Origin of the sequence: Streptomyces sp. GD-15H (assembly GCF_045291515.1) — a bacterium.
In the GTDB taxonomy this organism is placed as follows: Bacteria; Actinomycetota; Actinomycetes; order Streptomycetales; family Streptomycetaceae; genus Streptomyces.
In genome coordinates this window covers 5,414,106-5,431,638 of record NZ_CP149447.1, presented here as the reverse complement: position 1 = coordinate 5,431,638, position 17,533 = coordinate 5,414,106, and the positions used below count along the sequence as shown (strand labels likewise).

Genomic DNA, 17,533 nt, shown 5'->3' with positions numbered 1-17,533 from the left:
CGGCTTCCCGGCCGGGACCCCGGCCCGTCGTGCCGTGCCCCTGTCCGCACCGATTCGCGTTCCATAGGGCCCGGAGGTTCACCGGCCGGGCCCGCTCCCCATCCGATCCCACAGCCGAAGGAATCCGACCATGCGCCGCGCCTTGATCGTCGTTGACGTGCAGAACGACTTCTGCGAGGGGGGCAGTCTCGCCGTCACCGGTGGTGCCGACGTGGCCGCCGCCATCACCGAGCTGATCGCCCAGGCCCCGGCCGGCTACCGGCACGTGGTGGCCACCCGCGACCACCACATCGCCCCCGGCGACCACTTCGCCGACCACCCCGACTACGTCCGCTCCTGGCCCGCGCACTGCGTCGCCGGGACGGAGGGCGCCGGCTTCCACCCGAACTTCGCCCCCGCGGTCAGCTCGGGCGCGGTCGACGCCGTCTTCGACAAGGGGGCGTACTCGGCGGCGTACAGCGGCTTCGAGGGGGCCGACGAGAACGGCGTGGCGCTGGCCGACTGGCTGCGGGAGCGGCGGATCGACGAGGTGGACGTGGTGGGCATCGCCACCGACCACTGCGTCCGTGCGACCGCGCTGGACGCCGCCCGCGAGGGCTTCCGCACCCAGGTTCTGCTCGACCTCACCGCCGGGGTGGCCGCGCAGACCACCGAGCGGGCGCTCGAGGAGCTGCGCGGAGCGGGTGTGGAGCTCTCGGGGAAGCCGGTCGTCCGTTGACGGGACCGACGGATCGGTGACGGGACCTCCCGACCCGACGGGACCGACGGGCCTCCGCCGGGTCAGGCGGGGGCCGCGGGACGCCTGCGCAGCGTCCTGATCGGATGCCACAGCTCCACGGCCGGCGCGGTGCCGGTCAGGACACCGCTGCCGGGTGCCGTGCGCCATATGAGGCCGTCGGGGTGGTGCAGCACCGCGGTGATCTCGTCGGGGCTCGGCGGGGCCGCGTTGCCCCGCAGGTAGACGGCCCGCAGACCCAGGTTGCGCAGCCTGGTAAGGGCGCGCGCCCTGTTGCCCGCGTGCACGAGGAAGCGCACCGAGCGGCGGGGCCGGCGGCGGGGCTGGGCAGGTTCAGTGCCACCACCACGGTGCCGTTCGGCAGCTTGCAGAAACCTCCTGCGGCCATGGATGTCATACCCCCGTCGGACCAGGTGTCAATAAGAGAGCCACAGGACGCACCTAAACACGGATCGGCGGCAACCCGCCAGGGGGTCGCCGCCGATCACGCTCTGACCTGCGAAAACGCTATTTACTTCGTTGCGCGGCCCACCTCGAGGTGGATCGTCGAGCCGTTCCCGGACTCCTTGACGATCTTGATCTTGGTGTTGGTGTCAGTGACCTGGACACCGCCGGTCGGGTTCGCCTCGTCGTAGTAGGTGTGCGTCCGGTCGTTGAAGACCGACACCCCCTTCGAGGAGCGGATCTCGGTCGCGACGCCGTTCTTGTGCAGCGTGATGCCGTCCGTGCGGAACGTGCTGAACGTCGCGTCGTACGTCTGGATGCGGTTGCGCATCAGCGTGCCGTCGGACCACTTCAGCGCGGTCGGGTGCGAGTCCACCGGCAGGACCAGGCCCTTGCCCGGGTGGCGGCTGGTGTTGTTGTCGGCCTGGGAGGTGTCCCACTTCCAGATCAACAGGCCGTTCTGGTACGAGAAGTGCTCCACCCAGTCCGGACGGCTGTTCGCGAAGCCGAAGTTGTACGGGCCGACCTCGAGGGTCTTGTCGTACGACACGTACTGGCGGTTCTCGGCGATGTAGTACTGCGCGTAGTCCTTGGTGAAGGACGCGCCGATGCGGGAGAAGCCCTTCGCCGTCCAGGCGGCGTCGGCGGTCTCCGCGTTGTCCGTGAACAGGGCGGTGCCGTCCGCGGTCACCGAGATCCGGTCGGCCGCGAAGCCCTTCATCGCCAGGCCGCCGTCGGTCTGGTAGCGGAAGCGCAGGTCGATCTGCTGACCGGCGTAGGCGTCCAGCGGGTAGGCCAGCGGCTTGTAGCCGTCGACCGTGCCGTGCAGGGCAGGCTTGTCGCTGCCGTCGCGCGGGATCGGCCGGCCGTCCACCGTGCCGTCCAGGGCGGTCCAGTTGGCGCCGCCGTCGGTCGAGACCTCGGCGTAGAGGAAGTCGTAGTCGGACTCGATCTCGTACCAGCCGTCGAGGGTCAGCTCGGCCGACGCCTTGCCGGTGAGGTCCACGGAACGGGTCAGCGTGTTCCTCAGGTCGTCACCGCTGCCGCTCCACCACTGGGTCTCGCCCTCGGCCGGGACGACGACCTCGGTGGTGACCGCCTTCTCGGGCAGTTCGACCACGACGGCCTGCTTGTCACGGGTGTTGTACTCGGCGGGGCCCAGCTTGTGCTTCGACTTCGTCGCGGCCTTGGCCGTGTCGAAGTCCAGCCAGCCCAGCTGGAGCTTGTCCCAGGCGGTCATGTCGCCGGGCAGGTCACCGATCTCGTTCTTGCCGGTGCCGAGCCAGGAACCGGAGGACATCAGGGTCCAGAAGCCGGTGGAGTTCTCGCCGCCGGCGGTGTCGTAGTGGTCCGGCAGACCGAGGTCGTGGCCGTACTCGTGGGCGAAGACGCCGAGTCCGCCGTTCTCCGGCTGGATGGTGTAGTCGCCGACCCAGATGCCGGTGTCGCCGATCTGGGTGCCGCCGAGCTTGTTCTGCTCGGGGCCGGTGGCGCCGGCGTCGGTGCCGAAGGCGTACCAGCGGTGGGCCCAGATCGCGTCCTCGCCCTGGGCGCCGCCGCCGGCGGACTCGTCCTCACCGGCGTGCACGATCTGGAAGTGGTCGATGTAGCCGTCGGGCTCGTTGAAGTCGCCGTCGCCGTCGAAGTCGTAGCGGTCCCACTCGTCGTACTCGGCGAGATCGGCCTTGATCTCGGCACCGGTCCGGCCGGCCGTCTTCTGGTCATCGGCCCAGGCGTTGACGCCGTCCTGCACCACGTACCAGGCGCAGTTGTCGGGAACACACTTGTTGGAGCCGTAACGGGCCTCGTTGTAGGGGACCTTGACCCAGTCGGAGACCTCGCCCTCGACCGAGTAGCGGCCCGAGGACTGCTTCTCGAAGTACGTCTTGACCGACTCGACACCCTTGCCGGTGCCGAAGTACATGTCCTCGAAGTGCTTCCGGTCGTAGTCCGCCTGCCACGCGGTGGAGTTGTCCACGCTGCGGTCCGGCTCGGCGATCTCGTTGTGCAGCGGGCCGCGGGTACCGCCGTAGCGGCTGTCGATCTCGTCGCCGAACTCGACCAGGATCGTGAAGATCTTGTCGGTCTTCTCGCGGCCGAGCTCGACGTACTTGCCCTTGTCCTTGTCCTTGCCCTTGCCCTTGCCCTTGAGCTCGACGACCTTCGAACCGTCCCGGTTCTTGACCGACGCCTGGCCGGATATGACCTGCTTCAGAGCCTCTTCGCGCTGCGCTTCCCGCGTCTTGGAGAGCGGCCCCTCGAGGTCGTGCTCCACGTGGTTGTACTCCGCCGGATCCTGCCGGTCCACGGTGGCGGGCCGATCGGCCCGGTCGGCCGTCTCGGCCTGGGCCACGGTGAACGCAGAGCAGGTGGCGGTGACCGCCGCGAGCGCCACGCCTGTCGCGGCTGCTCTGAACGTCCAGGGTCTACTGGTCACTTGAGATCCCCTCCCGCGTCCGTGCGCGCGAGAGTAGGGTCCGGGTAACGGATGGTCGCGCACACGTGATCAACGCGTGTAGTCAAGTGACCACATTTGGCTAGAGGTTCAGCAGAAAAAACAGACCTTGACTTGAACAAGACAACTGCATTATGCGGAGACGCGGTTCACTTTGCGGACACACCGGGCGCGGCTTTGCGGATGGCATGACTCCGTGCGCCCCCTGTGCACCGGCCCTGTCGGTTAGGTCACGCTTACTACGCGTTCCGCTCGGGCACGCTCGCGGTGAGAGTCGCTTGGCGGCACACCGTTGAGCCGGTGGAAAGCCAGTCCGACAGCCCCCCGACTTCCGAGGACACGATGGCCATGCCCCGTCCGACTGTCGCTCAGCTCGCCTACGGTTCGTGCACCGTGGTCTTCTCGACCCTCGCCATGCTGCTGTTGTCACAGACGAGTTCGGGCGTGGGTATCGCGCTCGTCGTCGTCGCGGCACTCGCCCTCGGACTGCTGGTGGCCATGACGGTGCCACTCTCCAGGCCCGCCCGGCCCGCCCCGGTGGCGCGGTTCGTGCCGCAGGAGCCGGTACGGGCGACCGTGCCCTCACCGGCAGCCGCGCCGGCCCGTGAGGCGGTGCGGGAACGGGCCGTCTCCTGACACCGTGCCAGGCAGGCCTTGAGCCGACCTCGCGTCACCTTGTGCTCACCACGACCGTCTTGGCCGCCTTGTCGTGCAGACCCTGCTTGTAGGGCCGGTCGAAGAAGCTCCAGCCGCCCGAGATCACGGTCCAGATGCAGGCGCAGCAGAACGCGAACGGCAGCCAGAGCACGGCGGCGCGGATCAGTGACGTCTGCACGGACGGGGTCGCGCCGTTGGACAGGTCGGCCACCCTCAGGTTCAGCCACTTCTTGCCGAGGGTCTGCCCCGTGCGGGCCGTCATGAACGTGTCGTAGGCGATGTAGAGGACCGCGGCGATGAGGGACTGGAAGAAGGACCTCGCCACGTTGACCTGGTCGCCGTTCACGTTGTACTCGCTCACCCCGAAGGGCCAGGTGAGCAGCCAGACGACGACGGCCACGAGGATCATGTCGATGATGCGGGCGAGGGTGCGCCTGCCGCTGTCGGCGAGCGGCGGCATCCCCGCGAGGGGATCGGTGGGGCCGGGCCCGTAGGGGCTTCCACCGCCGTGGTCACCGCCGCCGTACGGTCCGCCGCCACCCGCGTCCGAACCGCCGCCCCCGCCCCCGTACGGGTCGCCCGTGTAGGGGGCGCCATCGTAAGGGCTGCCGCCACCGCCCTGGTGCGGCGGCGGAGGCTGGCTGCCGGGTGGGGGTGCTTCTTGAACGGGTCGTCGTCCGGCGGCTGCTGACCGGAGCCGGGGGGCGGTTCGGTGCTCATGGCCCGAGTCGACCGCGAACCCCCCGGCATCGCATCCGGCGAGCCGCCGTCCGGAGTATCGGCGCCGGGATGATCCGTCAGAAGGGTTCTCAGCCGGCGACGAAGGTGTGCGCGGCCTTGTCGTGCCAGCACTGCCGCCACGGTCTGTCGAACAGACACCACAGGACGCCCACCACACCGATGACGAGCAGTCCGGGGATGCTGTAGACCAGCCAGCGGCGCAGGGCCGCGCCGAACTCCGGCGCCTCGTGTCCCTCGATGTCCCGCACCTCGAGCCCCAGCAGCTTCTTGCCCAGTGTGCGGCCCCATTTGACGGTGGGCAGCACCTCGTAGAGGACACCGCCGAGCAGGAGGACGGCGAGGACGATGCCGAGGTAGACCGACGTGGTGCCGTCGAGCAGCCACACCGTGACGGTCTCGCCGGACAGTTCGGCCGCGTCGATCTTCTCGTTGATGTGGTCCGCCGCCGCGATGCCGAGCGGCACGGCGGCCACCGCGGTGACCCCGCCGAGCAGGACCGTGTCCAGCAGCCGCGCGGCCAGCCGCTTGCCGAGCCCCGCGGGCCGGGCCGAGGCCTGACGCCTGGCGGCGGCCTGGAACACGTCCTCTACCGGTGGCTTCCACGGCGCGACCGGCCGCTCGTCCCCGTCCGTGAGCCGGTGCACCTGCTGCGCCCAGGAGGACTGCCCCCACCGGGGCCACTCGACAGCGGCCCGGCACTCGGCGCCGGAGCGGCGGCAGGGGCGGGGGCAGGAGCGGGGGCGGGGGCAGGAGTCGGAGCGGCGGCCTGCGGAGGAACGGCCGGGGCGGCGGCCTGCTGCGGTCCGGACGGCGGTGCCGGAGCGGCGGCCGAACTCCCGTTCCCCGCCTGGGCGGAGGCCGCGCGGGCGGCCCGCGCGGCGGCGGCCTTCCCCGCCCCGAAACCGGGCCGCTCGGACGAACCCCTGCGCGGGCCGACGGCGCGGAAGGTCATGGTGCCCTCGTCCACCGGAGTGGCGTCGGGCGGCGTGGCGGACGCGGAGGGCGGCTCCTGGGAGCCGCTGCCCGCGGTCGGCGGCTTCGCCGCCGGCGGGCGGAACACGAACGTGCTCCCCGCGGGCGCCCCACCGGCGTCCGGGCCGGCCGCCGGGGGCGCCGTGCCGTCCGGGCCCGTGGACTCACCGGCCGCCGGCCCGGACGCATGCGGCACTCTCGGGTCCGCGCCCCAGGAGACCCGGCGGTCCTGGTCGCCGCCGAAGCCCGACTGACGGGAGCGGTCGGCACCCCAGGCGGAGGCGGGCTCGGGCCGGCTGCCGTGCTGGGACTCGGCCGGGAAGGCAGACGGGGACGGTTCGTCGGCCGGGTCCTCGTCGAAGAAGTGCGGGCCGGTCTCCTCGACGGAGGGCACCGCCGGAGCGGTGCCGGCGGCCGGCGGCGGCGCGAGGGGCGCGCCGCCGCCGTCCGGCGCCGGACGGCTCGTGCCCGGTACCCAGGCGGCACCTTTCCAGTACCGGACATATCCGGGAATGGACGGGTCCGGGTAATAGCCTTCGCGCGGCGTGTCGTCGCCGGGGGCCGGGGTTGGGGCGCTCATGTCCGTCGTCCCGTATCTGCTCGGGGGTGGGTCGGGGGATCCACATTTATCAGACGGGCGCAAGCACCACCGCCCGTCCGGCCGGACCCACCCCTTTCGGGCACCGATCCGGTACCGCCACGAAAAGCCTTTCGTGAACCCGCTCCATGCTCCCGGACGTTCCCGGCTCCTTCTCGTGACGGCCCCTCACGGGCACCTTCACGAGCGTTCGCGGGAGAGGAGCACACGCCTTGCGCACCGTGGTGGAGCGGGAACCGGAACCGCGGCCGGACGTGCGCCCGCGCTCTGCTGACCGAGGGCGTGTTCCGGCCGTGCGGGCACGGCGGCGTGCGGGTGCGGCCGTCGGAGGCGGAGGGGGCGCAGCGTCGTCCTGGTGGCGCTGCGTCCGCCCGGTGACGGCGTGGTACGGAAAGGCGGTACGCAAAAGCGTTACGGGAAGAGGCTGTTCAGAAGAGCTTTCCCGGGTTCAGGAGGTTCAGCGGGTCGAAGGTCTGTTTGACGGCCCACTGCATCTCCAGGCCCACCGGGCCGATCTCGCGCGCCAGCCATTCCTTCTTCAGGACGCCGACACCGTGCTCGCCGGTGATGGTGCCGCCGAGTTCCAGGCCGAGGGCCATGATCTCGTCGAAGGACTCGCGGGCGCGGCGCGACTCCTCGGGGTCCTGGGCGTCGAAGCAGACCGTCGGGTGGGTGTTGCCGTCCCCCGCGTGGGCGACGACGCCGATGGTGAGCCGGTACTTCTCGGAGATCCGCTCGACGCCGTCGATGAGTTCGCCGAGCCGGGAGCGGGGCACGCACACGTCGTCGATCATCGTGGTGCCCTTGACCGCCTCCAGCGCGACCAGGGACAGCCGCCGGGCCTGGAGCAGCAGTTCGGACTCGGCGGTGTCCTCGGCCGGTACGACCTGGGTGGCGCCGGCCGCCTCACAGAGCGCGCCGAGAGCGGCGAGGTCGGCGGTGGGGTCGGTGGTGTCGAACGCGGCGAGCAGCAGGGCCTCGGTGCTCTCGGGGAGGCCCATGTGGGTCATGTCGTTGACGGCCTTGACCGTCGTACGGTCCATGAGCTCGAGGAGTGAGGGGACGTGCCCGCCGGCCATGATGCGGCACACGGCGTCGCAGGCGGCGGCACCGGAGGCGAACTCGGCGGCCAGGACGAGCTGCGCGGGCGGTTTGGGCCGCAGGGCGAGGATCGCCCGCACGACGATGCCGAGGGAGCCCTCGGAGCCGACGAACAGACGGGTCAGGTCGTATCCGGCGACGCCCTTGGCGGTGCGGCGGCCGGTGGACATCAGGCGGCCGTCGGCGAGGACCACGTCGAGGCCGAGGACGTACTCGGCGGTGACCCCGTACTTCACGCAGCACAGCCCGCCGGAGGCGGTGCCGATGTTGCCGCCGATGGTGCACGTCTCCCAGCTGGAGGGGTCGGGCGGGTAGTAGAGGCCGTGCTCGCCGACGGCGCGGGAGAGGGTGGCGTTGACGACGCCGGGTTCGACGACGGCGACCCGGTCGACGGGGTTGATCTCCAGGATGGCGTCCATCCTGGTCAGGGAGAGCACGATGCACCCGTCGGTCGCGTTGGCGGCGCCGGACAGGCCGGTGCGGGCGCCCTGCGGGACGACCGGGACGCGCAGTGCGGTGGCGGTGCGCATGACGTGCTGGACCTGTTCGACCGTACGGGGCAGGACGACCACCGCCGGGCTGCCGGCCGGGCAGAAGCTCGCCATGTCGTTGGCGTAGGAGGCCGTGATGTCGGGGTCGGTGAGCACCGCCTCGGGGGGCAGGCCGCCGAGCAGGCGGTCGACGAGGGGTTCGGCCGGCACCGTCTCTGCATCGGGTCGCGTTTCGATACTGCTCACGACCACAGCCTGACACCCGGGGCCATCCGTGTGAACCCCACGTACGGCACCCGGTGGTAAGCCGTCGTGAGCCGGGGTGTGGTTCGTCATATCGGCGGATGATGTGACGCACAGTGTGCGCCATGGACGACAAGCCACAAGAGACCCGCGAGCGGGACGCGGCCTGTGAGCGGGACCGGCCCCCGGGGCGCGGCGGGGCCCGTCGGTGGGTGAGCCGCCGGGTGCTGCTCGGTTCGGTCGCCGGGTGCGCCGTGCTCGGCGGGGTGCTGGTGCTGCTGCCGTGGGGCCGCGGGGCGGACGGGCCACCGGAGTCGGCACCGGGGGCCCGGGCCCGGGCGGCGGTCACCGGGGGCGTGCCGGCGTCGCTGCCCGATCTGGAGATCCTGATCGCGGAGCGGCAGCGGCATCTGCAGAAGCATCCCGAGGACGCGGAGGCCTGGGCGGTGCTCGGGACGGCCCGGGTGGAGCAGGGGCGGCGGCTGGCGGACCCCGCGCACTACCCGCGGGCCGAGAAGGCGCTGCGCACCTCGCTGAGGGTACGGGCGAAGGGCAACGCCGGGGCGCTGCGCGGGATGGCGGCGCTGGCGAACGCGCGCCGCGACTACCCCACCGCACGCGAGTGGGGCGAGCGGGCGCTGAAGCTGGAGCCGAAGCGATGGACGACGTATCCGCCGCTGATCGAGGCGTGTGCCGGGCTCGGCGACGACGAGGCGGCGGGGAGGATGCTGGACAGGCTGAAGGCGCTGCGGTCGGGACCGGCCGTGATGGCGCGGGCTGCGGCCCTGTACCGGGACAAGGGCTGGCGGGAGGACGCGGCGGCCCAGCTGGCCGACGCCGCCGCGGCGGCCGGGGAGCCGGCCGAGCGGGCCGGGTATCTGGAGCGGGCCGGGCAGCTGGCCTGGGAGCGCGGCGACCGGGAGAGCGCGCTGCGGTACTTCCAGGAGGCGGTACGGACCGACCCGGACCAGCGGGCGGCGCAGGCGGGGCAGGGCAGGGCGCTGGCCGCGCTCGGGCGGACCACGGAGGCGCTCGGCGCCTACCGGGCGGCGCTGGCCCGGCAGCCGCGGCCGGAGTACGCGCTGGAGCTGGGCGAGTTGTACGAGTCGCTGGGGCTGCGCCGGGCGGCCCGGGTGCAGTACGACCTGCTGCGCGAGCGGGTGCGTGAGGCGACCGCGCACGGGGTCGACGAGAACCTGGTCCGCGGGCGGTTCGAGGCGGACCACGGAGACCCCGGGGCCGCGGTGCGGCTGCTGCGCGCGGAGTGGAGGCGGCAGCCGTCGGCGGCGGCGGCCGACGCGCTGGGCTGGGCGCTGCACCGGTCGGGGCGGCACGAGGAGGCGCTGGAGTTCGCGGTGCGGGCGACGGAGGAGACGAAGGGCGGCGGGGTGCGCAGCGCCCTGTACGTCTTCCACCGCGGCATGATCGAACGGGAACTGGAGAGGTACGGGTCCGCGCGGCGGCATCTGCGGGAGGCGATGAGGATCAACCCGTACTTCTCACCGCTCCGGGTGCCTCAGGCCGAGGCGGCACTGGAACGGCTGGGCGATCCGCCCGTCGGGGACGGACCGCCCTCCTGGGCGGCGGAGGGCTGAGAAGGGCTGGACGGGGCGGCCGGTGGCGCGCCGGACGCGGGATGCCCGCGTCCGGCGCGCCACCGGCCGCCCCGACGGGTCACAGGTTGCCGCGGCGTTCCTGTTCCCGCTCGATCGCCTCGAACAGGGCCTTGAAGTTGCCCTTGCCGAAGCCCATGGAGCCGTGCCGTTCGATGATCTCGAAGAACACGGTCGGCCGGTCCTGCACCGGCTTGGTGAAGATCTGCAGCAGGTAGCCGTCCTCGTCCCGGTCGGCGAGGATCTTCAGCTCGCGCAGGGTCTCGACGGGCACCCGGGTGTCGCCGACCCACTCGCCGAGGGTGTCGTAGTACGAGTCCGGCGTGTCCAGGAACCGCACACCGGCCGCGCGCATCTGCCGGACCGTCTGCACGATGTCGTTGGTGTTGAGCGCGATGTGCTGGACGCCGGCGCCGCCGTAGAACTCCAGGTACTCGTCGATCTGGGACTTCTTCTTGGCGACGGCGGGCTCGTTGATCGGGAACTTGACCTTGAGCGTGCCGTCGGCGACCACCTTGGACATCAGCGCGCTGTACTCGGTGGCGATGTCGTCGCCCACGAACTCCTTCATGTTCGTGAAGCCCATGACCTTGTTGTAGAACGCGACCCACTCGTTCATCCGGCCGAGTTCGACGTTGCCGACGCAGTGGTCGATGGCCTGGAAGGACCTCTGGGCGGGCGGTTCGACGATCGGGTCGGCGGTGACGTAGCCGGGCAGGTAGGGCCCGTCGTAGCCGGTGCGCTCGACCAGGGTGTGCCGGGTCCTGCCGTAGGTGGCGATCGCGGCGAGCACGACGGTGCCGTGGTCGTCCTTCAGTTCGTGCGGCTCGGTGACCGAGCGGGCGCCGTGCTCGATGGCGTAGGCGTACGCGGCACGCGCGTCGGGGACCTCGATGGCCAGGTCGACGACGCCGTCACCGTGCGTGGCGACGTGCTCGGCGAGGAAGGTGCCCCACTCGGTGGACGGTTTGATCACCGAGGTGAGGACGAACCGGGCGGAGCCGCTCTCCAGGACGTAGCTCGCGGTCTCGCGGCTGCCGTTCTCCGGTCCGGAGTAGGCGACCAGCCGCATGCCGAAGGCGGTGGAGTAGTAGTGCGCCGCCTGCTTGGCGTTGCCCACGGCGAAGACGACCGCGTCCATTCCCTTGACCGGGAAGGGATCGGCCTGCCGGGCGGTCGTGTCGGGAGTGTGGTGTGTGGTCTGCGTCATAGGGGCAGGGTGGTGCAGCCCTGCAAGGTGCGCAATAGTTCGCGTATTCACTGGGCAGTATGCCCAGTCGAACGCGGGATTCATCGGACTTTCTGTACAGGATGACCAACACGAACCGGGAGGCCGCCGTGGCGATCGATCAACTGGACGGCCGGATCATCGTGCTGCTGGCGCGGGAGCCGCGGACGGGGGTGCTGGAGATGTCCCGGCGGCTCGGAGTGGCGCGGGGGACGGTGCAGGCGCGGCTGGACCGGCTTCAGTCGAACGGAGTCATCCGCGGATTCGGTCCCCAGGTGGATCCGGCGGCCCTCGGCTACCCGGTCACGGCGTTCGCGACGCTGGAGATCCGGCAGGGTCAAGGGACCGATGTCCGGGAGCACTTGGCGACCGTGCCGGAGGTCCTCGAGCTGCACACCACCACCGGCAGCGGGGACATGCTGTGCCGGCTCGTGGCCCGCTCCAACGCCGATCTCCAGCGAGTGATCGACCGGGTCGTCGGTTTTGATGGCATCGTCCGGGCCGCCACGGCGATCGTGATGGAGAACCCCGTTCCCCTGCGGATCATCCCGCTGGTGGAGCAGGCGGCGCTCCGCGAGCCGCCGAAGGGCGGCCGGGACGCACCGGACTGACCGGACGGGGCCTGGCCGAGCTGGGGTGAGCGGACGTGAACTTCTGGGAGTACCTGGGCAACCGCCACCAGCAGCTGCTCATCGACGCGTATCAGCACGCGAGTGTCGTCTTCCAGTGCATGGTGGCGGCGACCGTGCTCGGGGTGCTGATCGGGGTCGCGACCTACCGCAGCGAGTGGGCGGGCAACCTGGCCACGACCGCCACCTCGACCCTGCTGACCATCCCGTCGCTGGCCATGATCGGTCTGCTGATCCCGCTGGTGGGGCTAGGGGTGCCGCCGACGGTGATCGCGCTGACGCTGTACGGGTTGCTGCCGATCGTGCGGAACGCGATCGTCGGCCTGCGCGGGGTCGACCCGTCGCTGGTGGACGCGGCCACGGGCATCGGCATGTCGCGGGTGGCCCGGCTGGCGCGGGTCGAGCTGCCGCTGGCCTGGCCGCCGGTCCTCACCGGGATCCGGGTCTCCACGCAGATGCTGATGGGCATCGCCGCCATCGCCGCCTACGCCTCCGGTCCCGGTCTCGGAAACCTGATCTTCCGCGGGATCGCCTCGCCGGGCAGCGAGAACGCCCTCGACCAGGTGCTCGCGGGCACCCTCGGGATCATCATCCTCGCGCTGCTGTTCGACGCCGCGTACGTCCTGATCGGGCGGCTGACCATTTCCAGGGGGATCCGTGCCTGAGCCACCAACGTCAGGGGCCCCCGGGATGTCCGGGGTGACCGGGATGTCCGGGGCGACCGGGGCATCCGGAACCGCCGCCGCCGCGCCGTCGGCCACCGGGGCGACCATCGAGCTGGAGAACCTCACCAAGCGGTATCCGGGCGGTGCGCAGCCGGCGGTCGACAACGTCAGCATGGAGATCAAGGCGGGCGAGATCGTCGTCTTCGTCGGCCCTTCCGGCTGCGGGAAGTCCACCACACTGAAGATGATCAACCGGCTGATCGAGCCGAGCGGCGGCCGCATCCGCATCGGCGGCGAGGACGTCACCGACATGGACCCGGTGAGGCTGCGCCGCAAGGTCGGGTACGCGATCCAGGCCGGCGGGCTGTTCCCGCACATGACGGTGGCGCAGAACATCGCGCTGGTGCCGAAGATGCTGCGCTGGCCGGCGGCCCGCGTGCGGGCCCGGGTGGAGGAGATGCTGGACCTGGTCGGTCTCGACCCCGGCGAGTTCCACGGCCGCTATCCGCGCCGGCTCTCCGGCGGGCAGCAGCAGCGGGTGGGGGTGGCGCGGGCGCTGGCGGCGGACCCGCCGGTGCTGCTGATGGACGAGCCGTTCGGGGCGGTGGACCCGATCACCCGGGACCATCTCCAGGACGAGCTGGTCCGGCTGCAGCACGAACTGCACAAGACGATCGTCTTCGTCACCCACGACTTCGACGAGGCGATCAAACTGGGCGACCGGATCGCGGTGCTGCGCGAACGCTCGCACATCGCCCAGTTCGACACCCCGGAGGCGGTCCTCACCAACCCGGCGGACGACTTCGTCTCGGGTTTCGTCGGCGCCGGGGCCGCGCTGAAGCGGCTGAACCTCACCCGGGTCCGGGACGTGGGGATCACCGACTATCCGACGGTGACCGTCGACGACCCGCTCCAGCAGATCTTCCACATGATCCGTTCCAGCGGCTCGAACGAGATCCTGCTGCTCGAACCGGCGGGGCCGCCCCTACAAATGGCTCCGGCGCGGCGACCTGATGCGGGCCGAGGGCTCGCTGGCCCGGGCGGGCACCCCGGTGCACGACACGGTGACCCGGGACGCGACCCTGCGGGACGCGCTGGAGGCCGTCCTCACCGACAGCTCGGGGCGGGTGGTGGTCACCGGAGGGCACGGCACGTACGAGGGTGTCGTCGACGTGGAGACGCTGATGAGCTCCGTGCACGAACTGCTGGAGGCCGATCGGCTGGAGGCGAGGGAGGCCCAACACGAGCTGGAGGGCCTGCGGAGCGACCGGACGCACGCCGAGCAGGAGGGCGTGGGCGGGGAGGGGAACGCGTGAGCGCCTCCCCGCAGCGACGGCCCCACGGCGAGCACGAGGTCAGGGTGCTCGCCTTCCGGGACGAGGGCGAGGCCCACGACCAGGACGACGACGGCCGGGACGACGACGGGGGCAACGGCGGAGGCGGAGGCAGGGGCGGGGCCACGCGGGGTTCCGGGCCGGGGTCCGCCGCCTCGGCGGTGGGTCCGTCCCGGGTGACCTGGCAGCAGCTGACGCTCCTGCCCATGGTGCTGGTCGCCCTGCTGCTCGCGACCTGGCTGGGGTTCGTCCAGGCCGATCTGGACGCGCTGTCCGAGGACGCGCTGTCCGACGGGCGGGTGTCCAAGGCGCTCTGGCAGCACATCGAGCTGACCGTGATCTCGACGTTCTTCGTACTGATCATCGCGATCCCGCTGGGCATCCTGCTGACCCGGCCGGCGTTCCGCAGGGCCGCCCCGGCCGCGATGGCGTTCGCCGGCACGGGCCAGGCGACGCCCGCGATCGGTCTGCTCGCGCTGCTGGTGATCTGGCTGGGCATCGGCCGCAGGGCCGCCCTCATCGGCATCATCGCCTACGCCGTGCTGCCGGTGCTCTCCCACACCCTCGCGGGTCTGCGGGCCGACGACCCGACGCTGCTGGAGGCGGCGCGCGGCGTCGGCATGTCCCCGCTGGGCGTGCTGACCCGCGTGGAGCTGCCCCTGGCCGTCCCCCTCATTCTCGCCGGGGTGCGTACGGCACTCGTCCTGAACGTCGGCACGGCCACGCTCGCCACCTTCGGCGGGGGTGGCGGGCTGGGCGTACTGATCACCACCGGCATCACCAGCCAGCGGATGCCGGTACTGATGGTGGGCTCGATCCTCACCGTCGCCCTGGCCCTGCTGGTGGACTGGCTGGCCTCGCTGGCCGAACTGCTGCTGCGGCCACGAGGACTGGAGACGGGTGCATGAGGCGGCGCCGGTGTCTGCTGCTCGCCGGAGTGCTGCCGGCGGTGGTCTCCTCCTGCGGGCTGAGCAGCGACTCCCCCATGCTCGACGACGTGGAGCCGGGCTCGATCGGGCAGGGCGGGCCCCTCGAGGGCGCGGAGCTCACCGTCACTTCGAAGGAGTTCACCGAGCAGCTGATCCTGGGCGCGATCACGGGCATCGCCTTCCAGGCGGCGGGCGCCTACGTCATCGACCGCACCGGCATCCAGGGCTCGGTCGGCTCCCGGGCGGCGGTCGTGAACGGGGACGCGGACGCGGCGTACGAGTACACCGGCCCGGTGTGGATCACGTACCAAGGGCAACAGCAAGCCCCTCCCCGACCCGCGCGAGCAGGGGGAGGCGGTGCGCGAGGCCGACGCGGGGAACGGGGTGAGCGGCTGGAGCCGTCGTCGCTGAACAGCACCTACGCCCTGGCCATGAACCAGGTGAACTTCGAGAAGTACGGCACGAAGTCGCTGTCGGACGTGGCCGCGCTGGTGAAGTCCGACTCGGCCGCCGTGGCCCTGTGCGTGGAGGGCGAGTTCGCCAACCGGGCGGACGGGCTGCCGGGCATGGAGAAGGCCTACGGCATGAACGTGGGCGCGGGGGACATCACACAGATGGACACCGGGATCATCTACGCCCAGACGGCCGAGGGCGCCTGCGCCTACGGCGAGGTCTTCGCCACCGACGGCCGCATCAAGTCCATGAACCTGGTGGTGAGGGAGGACGACCAGAAGTTCTTCCCCCACTACCACGCGGCGCCGATGGCCGACACCGCCACTCTCCAGGAGTGGCCGGCGATCGCGGAGGTCCTCGACCCGGTCACGGCGAAGCTGGACAACGAGGTGGCGCGGACCCTGAACGCGAAGGTGGACGTGGACGGGGAGGACCCCCACCAGGTGGCGCCGGACTGGATGGTGGACGAGGGCTTCGTCGAGAAGAAGTAGCGGTGGTGGGCGTCGCCGCTGCCCCGGTCAGCAGCTCGGGACCTTGCCGGTGCCCTTCTCCAGGGAGACCAGGGCGTCCACGGTGCCCTCGAGGGTGGTGACCGGGATCAGGCGCAGACCCTCGGGGAGTTCGGCCTGGGCGGCGGCACATTCGGCCTTGGGCACCAGGAAGACGGTCGCGCCGTCCCGCCGGGCGGCCTGCGTCTTCAGGGGCACGCCGCCCACGGCACCGACCGTGCCGTCCGCGTCGATCGTCCCCGTACCGGCGATGATCCGGCCGCCGGTGAGGTCGCCGCCGCTGCCGTCGCCGTTCAGCTTGTCGACGATGCCGAGGGAGAACAGCAGGCCGGCGCTGGGGCCGCCGACGTCGGCGAGCTTCAGGTCGACCTCGATGCCCTTGCCGTCCAGGTCCAGGTGGCCCAGCGCGGCCCGGGTCGCCTCGTCCTGCGACTTCTTCATCTGCTTCTCGTTGTACCGCTCGATCTCCTTGACGTCGCCTCCGGTGGGGTAGACCGAGTCGCGGGGCATGACCGCCTGGTCGGTGCCGAACCAGCTGTCGAGCACGTCGGGGAGGCCGACCCGGGTGTCCGGGGACGTCGCCTCGATCGTCGTCATCCGCAGCTGACCGGTGGTCTCGCGGGTCTCCGCGCCGGAGATGGTGATGACCTGCGTGCCCTTGTTCTCGCCGAGCACGTCGGCCGTCAGCCCCGGCTGCGCCACCGAGAACGGCAGCGGCGCGAACACCGCCGTGGCCAGCAGGGCGACGACGGGAGCGGCACAGACGGCCAGGGCCTGGGGACGTGTGAGACGAGAGAGCACGGGATCAATCTAACGTGGCGCCTTCGGCGCGATGCCCCCGCCGGCCGTCAGCACAGCGCCTCCGCAACCTCGCGGGCCGCGTCCATGACCCGGGGGCCGACCCGTTCGGGGACCACGTCGGCCAGCATCACCACGCCGACGCTGCCCTCGACCCCGGTGACTCCCAGCAGGGGCGCCGCCGCTCCGCACGCCCCGGCCTCCAGTTCACCGTGGGTGAGGGTGTATCCGGGGTCGTCGGGCCGTTGCAGGCGGGCCGAGAGGATCGCCTTGCCGGCGGCCCCCCGTTCCAGCGAGTGCCGGAACCCGGCGCGGTAGGCCACGTGGTAGTCCGTCCACGAGGGTTCCACCACGGCCACGGCCAGCGCCTCCGCCCCGTCGACCAGGGTCAGGTGCGCGGTCGCGCCTATGTCCTCCGCCAGCGACCTGAGGGCCGGCATCGCCGCCTCCCGTACCAGCGGGTGCACCTGACGGCCCAGCCGCAGCACGCCGAGCCCGACCCGGGCCCGGCCGCCGAGGTCACGGCGTACCAGCGCGTGCTGTTCCAGGGTGGCGAGCAACCGGTACACAACGGTCCGGTTCACGCCCAGTCTGTGGGAAAGCTCGGTGACGGTCAGACCGTGGTCCGTATCGGCCAGCAGCTTGAGGACCCGCAGTCCCCTGTCGAGCGTCTGAGAGGTCTCCGCGGTCACGACGCCCACTCCTTCGTGGTGAGGTCGACGGCCCTCTCGCGGCGTATGCGTCAACGAGTCCCGTCGGCGACGCGCTTCAGAGGCCGCCGATCGGCCGGCGGCCCGGCCATGTCCCGGGCACAGTCGCTTCACGGCTGCGCTCCGCGGCAGCGCTGCCACGGGGCGTGTGCGTAGCCGGGACAGTAGCGAGCCGGTCCGGTCAGCGGAAGGCTCCGTCCAGAATCCGGGCACCACCGCCCCGAACT

General features: G+C 71.5%; 12 protein-coding genes and 4 pseudogenes. 8 read left to right on the top strand and 8 right to left on the bottom strand.

What is annotated here, in order from left to right; translation table 11 throughout:
• Positions 1–130: 130 nt before the first annotated feature.
• A complete protein-coding gene (locus WJ438_RS25700) occupies positions 131–718 on the top strand; it encodes a nicotinamidase (RefSeq protein WP_406727332.1) in 588 nt (195 codons plus the stop codon).
• A 62-nt stretch (positions 719–780) separates the two neighbouring features.
• On the opposite strand, the pseudogene WJ438_RS25695 reads toward WJ438_RS25700, so the two are convergent.
• Positions 781–1,124: pseudogene (locus tag WJ438_RS25695) on the bottom strand (hypothetical protein).
• A gap of 123 nt (positions 1,125–1,247) precedes the next feature.
• The gene (locus WJ438_RS25690; protein WP_406727331.1) at positions 1,248–3,617 is read right to left on the bottom strand and encodes an immune inhibitor A domain-containing protein; all 2,370 of its coding nucleotides are present in this window, start codon (positions 3,615–3,617) and stop codon (positions 1,248–1,250) included.
• Between the two features lie 360 nt (positions 3,618–3,977).
• On the opposite strand from WJ438_RS25690, the gene WJ438_RS25685 reads away from it, so the two are divergent.
• Positions 3,978–4,271, top strand: a complete 294-nt coding sequence (locus WJ438_RS25685) for a hypothetical protein (RefSeq protein WP_406727330.1) — start codon at positions 3,978–3,980, stop codon at positions 4,269–4,271.
• 34 nt (positions 4,272–4,305) lie between these two features.
• Here the strand turns inward: WJ438_RS25685 and WJ438_RS25680 are convergent.
• From WJ438_RS25680 to WJ438_RS25670, 3 genes and pseudogenes are all read right to left on the bottom strand, one after another.
• Positions 4,306–5,012, bottom strand: a pseudogene (locus tag WJ438_RS25680) (RDD family protein).
• 89 nt (positions 5,013–5,101) lie between these two features.
• A pseudogene (locus WJ438_RS25675) lies at positions 5,102–6,585 on the bottom strand (RDD family protein).
• Between the two features lie 446 nt (positions 6,586–7,031).
• Positions 7,032–8,447: an FAD-binding oxidoreductase gene (locus WJ438_RS25670; protein WP_406727329.1), complete on the bottom strand. Its 1,416-nt coding sequence runs from the start codon at positions 8,445–8,447 to the stop codon at positions 7,032–7,034.
• Between the two features lie 116 nt (positions 8,448–8,563).
• On the opposite strand from WJ438_RS25670, the gene WJ438_RS25665 reads away from it, so the two are divergent.
• Positions 8,564–10,033: a tetratricopeptide repeat protein gene (locus tag WJ438_RS25665; RefSeq protein WP_406727328.1), complete on the top strand. Its 1,470-nt coding sequence runs from the start codon at positions 8,564–8,566 to the stop codon at positions 10,031–10,033.
• A 79-nt stretch (positions 10,034–10,112) separates the two neighbouring features.
• Here the strand turns inward: WJ438_RS25665 and hppD are convergent, their stop codons facing one another.
• Entirely contained in the window at positions 10,113–11,261 is a 1,149-nt protein-coding gene (gene hppD / locus WJ438_RS25660) for a 4-hydroxyphenylpyruvate dioxygenase (RefSeq protein ID WP_406727327.1), read from the bottom strand.
• Positions 11,262–11,389: 128 nt separating this feature from the next.
• Between hppD and WJ438_RS25655 the strand changes: the two genes are divergently transcribed.
• The 5 genes and pseudogenes from WJ438_RS25655 (at position 11,390) to WJ438_RS25635 (ending at position 15,780) form a co-directional block, all read left to right on the top strand.
• Entirely contained in the window at positions 11,390–11,890 is a 501-nt protein-coding gene (locus tag WJ438_RS25655) for an Lrp/AsnC family transcriptional regulator (protein ID WP_406729807.1), read from the top strand.
• A 35-nt stretch (positions 11,891–11,925) separates the two neighbouring features.
• Complete coding sequence (locus WJ438_RS25650; protein WP_406727326.1) at positions 11,926–12,573, top strand: ABC transporter permease; 648 nt, start codon at positions 11,926–11,928, stop codon at positions 12,571–12,573.
• Between the two features lie 43 nt (positions 12,574–12,616).
• Positions 12,617–13,889, top strand: a pseudogene (locus tag WJ438_RS25645) (ABC transporter ATP-binding protein).
• Positions 13,886–14,815, top strand: coding sequence for an ABC transporter permease (locus WJ438_RS25640; RefSeq protein ID WP_406727325.1), 930 nt, complete (start codon positions 13,886–13,888; stop codon positions 14,813–14,815). Before WJ438_RS25645 ends, WJ438_RS25640 begins: the two are co-directional and overlap by 4 nt.
• The gene (locus WJ438_RS25635; protein WP_406727324.1) at positions 14,812–15,780 is read left to right on the top strand and encodes a glycine betaine ABC transporter substrate-binding protein; all 969 of its coding nucleotides are present in this window, start codon (positions 14,812–14,814) and stop codon (positions 15,778–15,780) included. The genes WJ438_RS25640 and WJ438_RS25635 overlap by 4 nt, the downstream gene beginning before the upstream one ends.
• A 27-nt stretch (positions 15,781–15,807) precedes the next feature.
• Here WJ438_RS25635 and WJ438_RS25630 read toward each other — a convergent pair whose 3' ends face one another.
• Both WJ438_RS25630 and WJ438_RS25625 read right to left on the bottom strand, forming a co-directional pair.
• Positions 15,808–16,599 carry a S16 family serine protease gene (locus tag WJ438_RS25630; RefSeq protein ID WP_406727323.1) on the bottom strand — a complete coding sequence of 264 codons (792 nt, stop codon included), beginning with the start codon at positions 16,597–16,599 and terminating at the stop codon, positions 15,808–15,810.
• A gap of 47 nt (positions 16,600–16,646) precedes the next feature.
• Positions 16,647–17,288, bottom strand: coding sequence for an IclR family transcriptional regulator (locus WJ438_RS25625; RefSeq protein WP_406727322.1), 642 nt, complete (start codon positions 17,286–17,288; stop codon positions 16,647–16,649).
• Positions 17,289–17,533: the final 245 nt, after the last annotated feature.

What these genes read in the sequence shown, in the direction of transcription:
- hppD (WP_406727327.1), bottom strand. Translation starts at nt 11,261, where the DNA reads ATGACGCAGACCACACACCACACTCCCGACACGACCGCCCGGCAGGCC.
- WJ438_RS25700 (WP_406727332.1), top strand. Translation starts at nt 131, where the DNA reads ATGCGCCGCGCCTTGATCGTCGTTGACGTGCAGAACGACTTCTGCGAG.
- WJ438_RS25685 (WP_406727330.1), top strand. Translation starts at nt 3,978, where the DNA reads ATGGCCATGCCCCGTCCGACTGTCGCTCAGCTCGCCTACGGTTCGTGC.
- WJ438_RS25665 (WP_406727328.1), top strand. Translation starts at nt 8,564, where the DNA reads ATGGACGACAAGCCACAAGAGACCCGCGAGCGGGACGCGGCCTGTGAG.
- WJ438_RS25635 (WP_406727324.1), top strand. Translation starts at nt 14,812, where the DNA reads ATGAGGCGGCGCCGGTGTCTGCTGCTCGCCGGAGTGCTGCCGGCGGTG.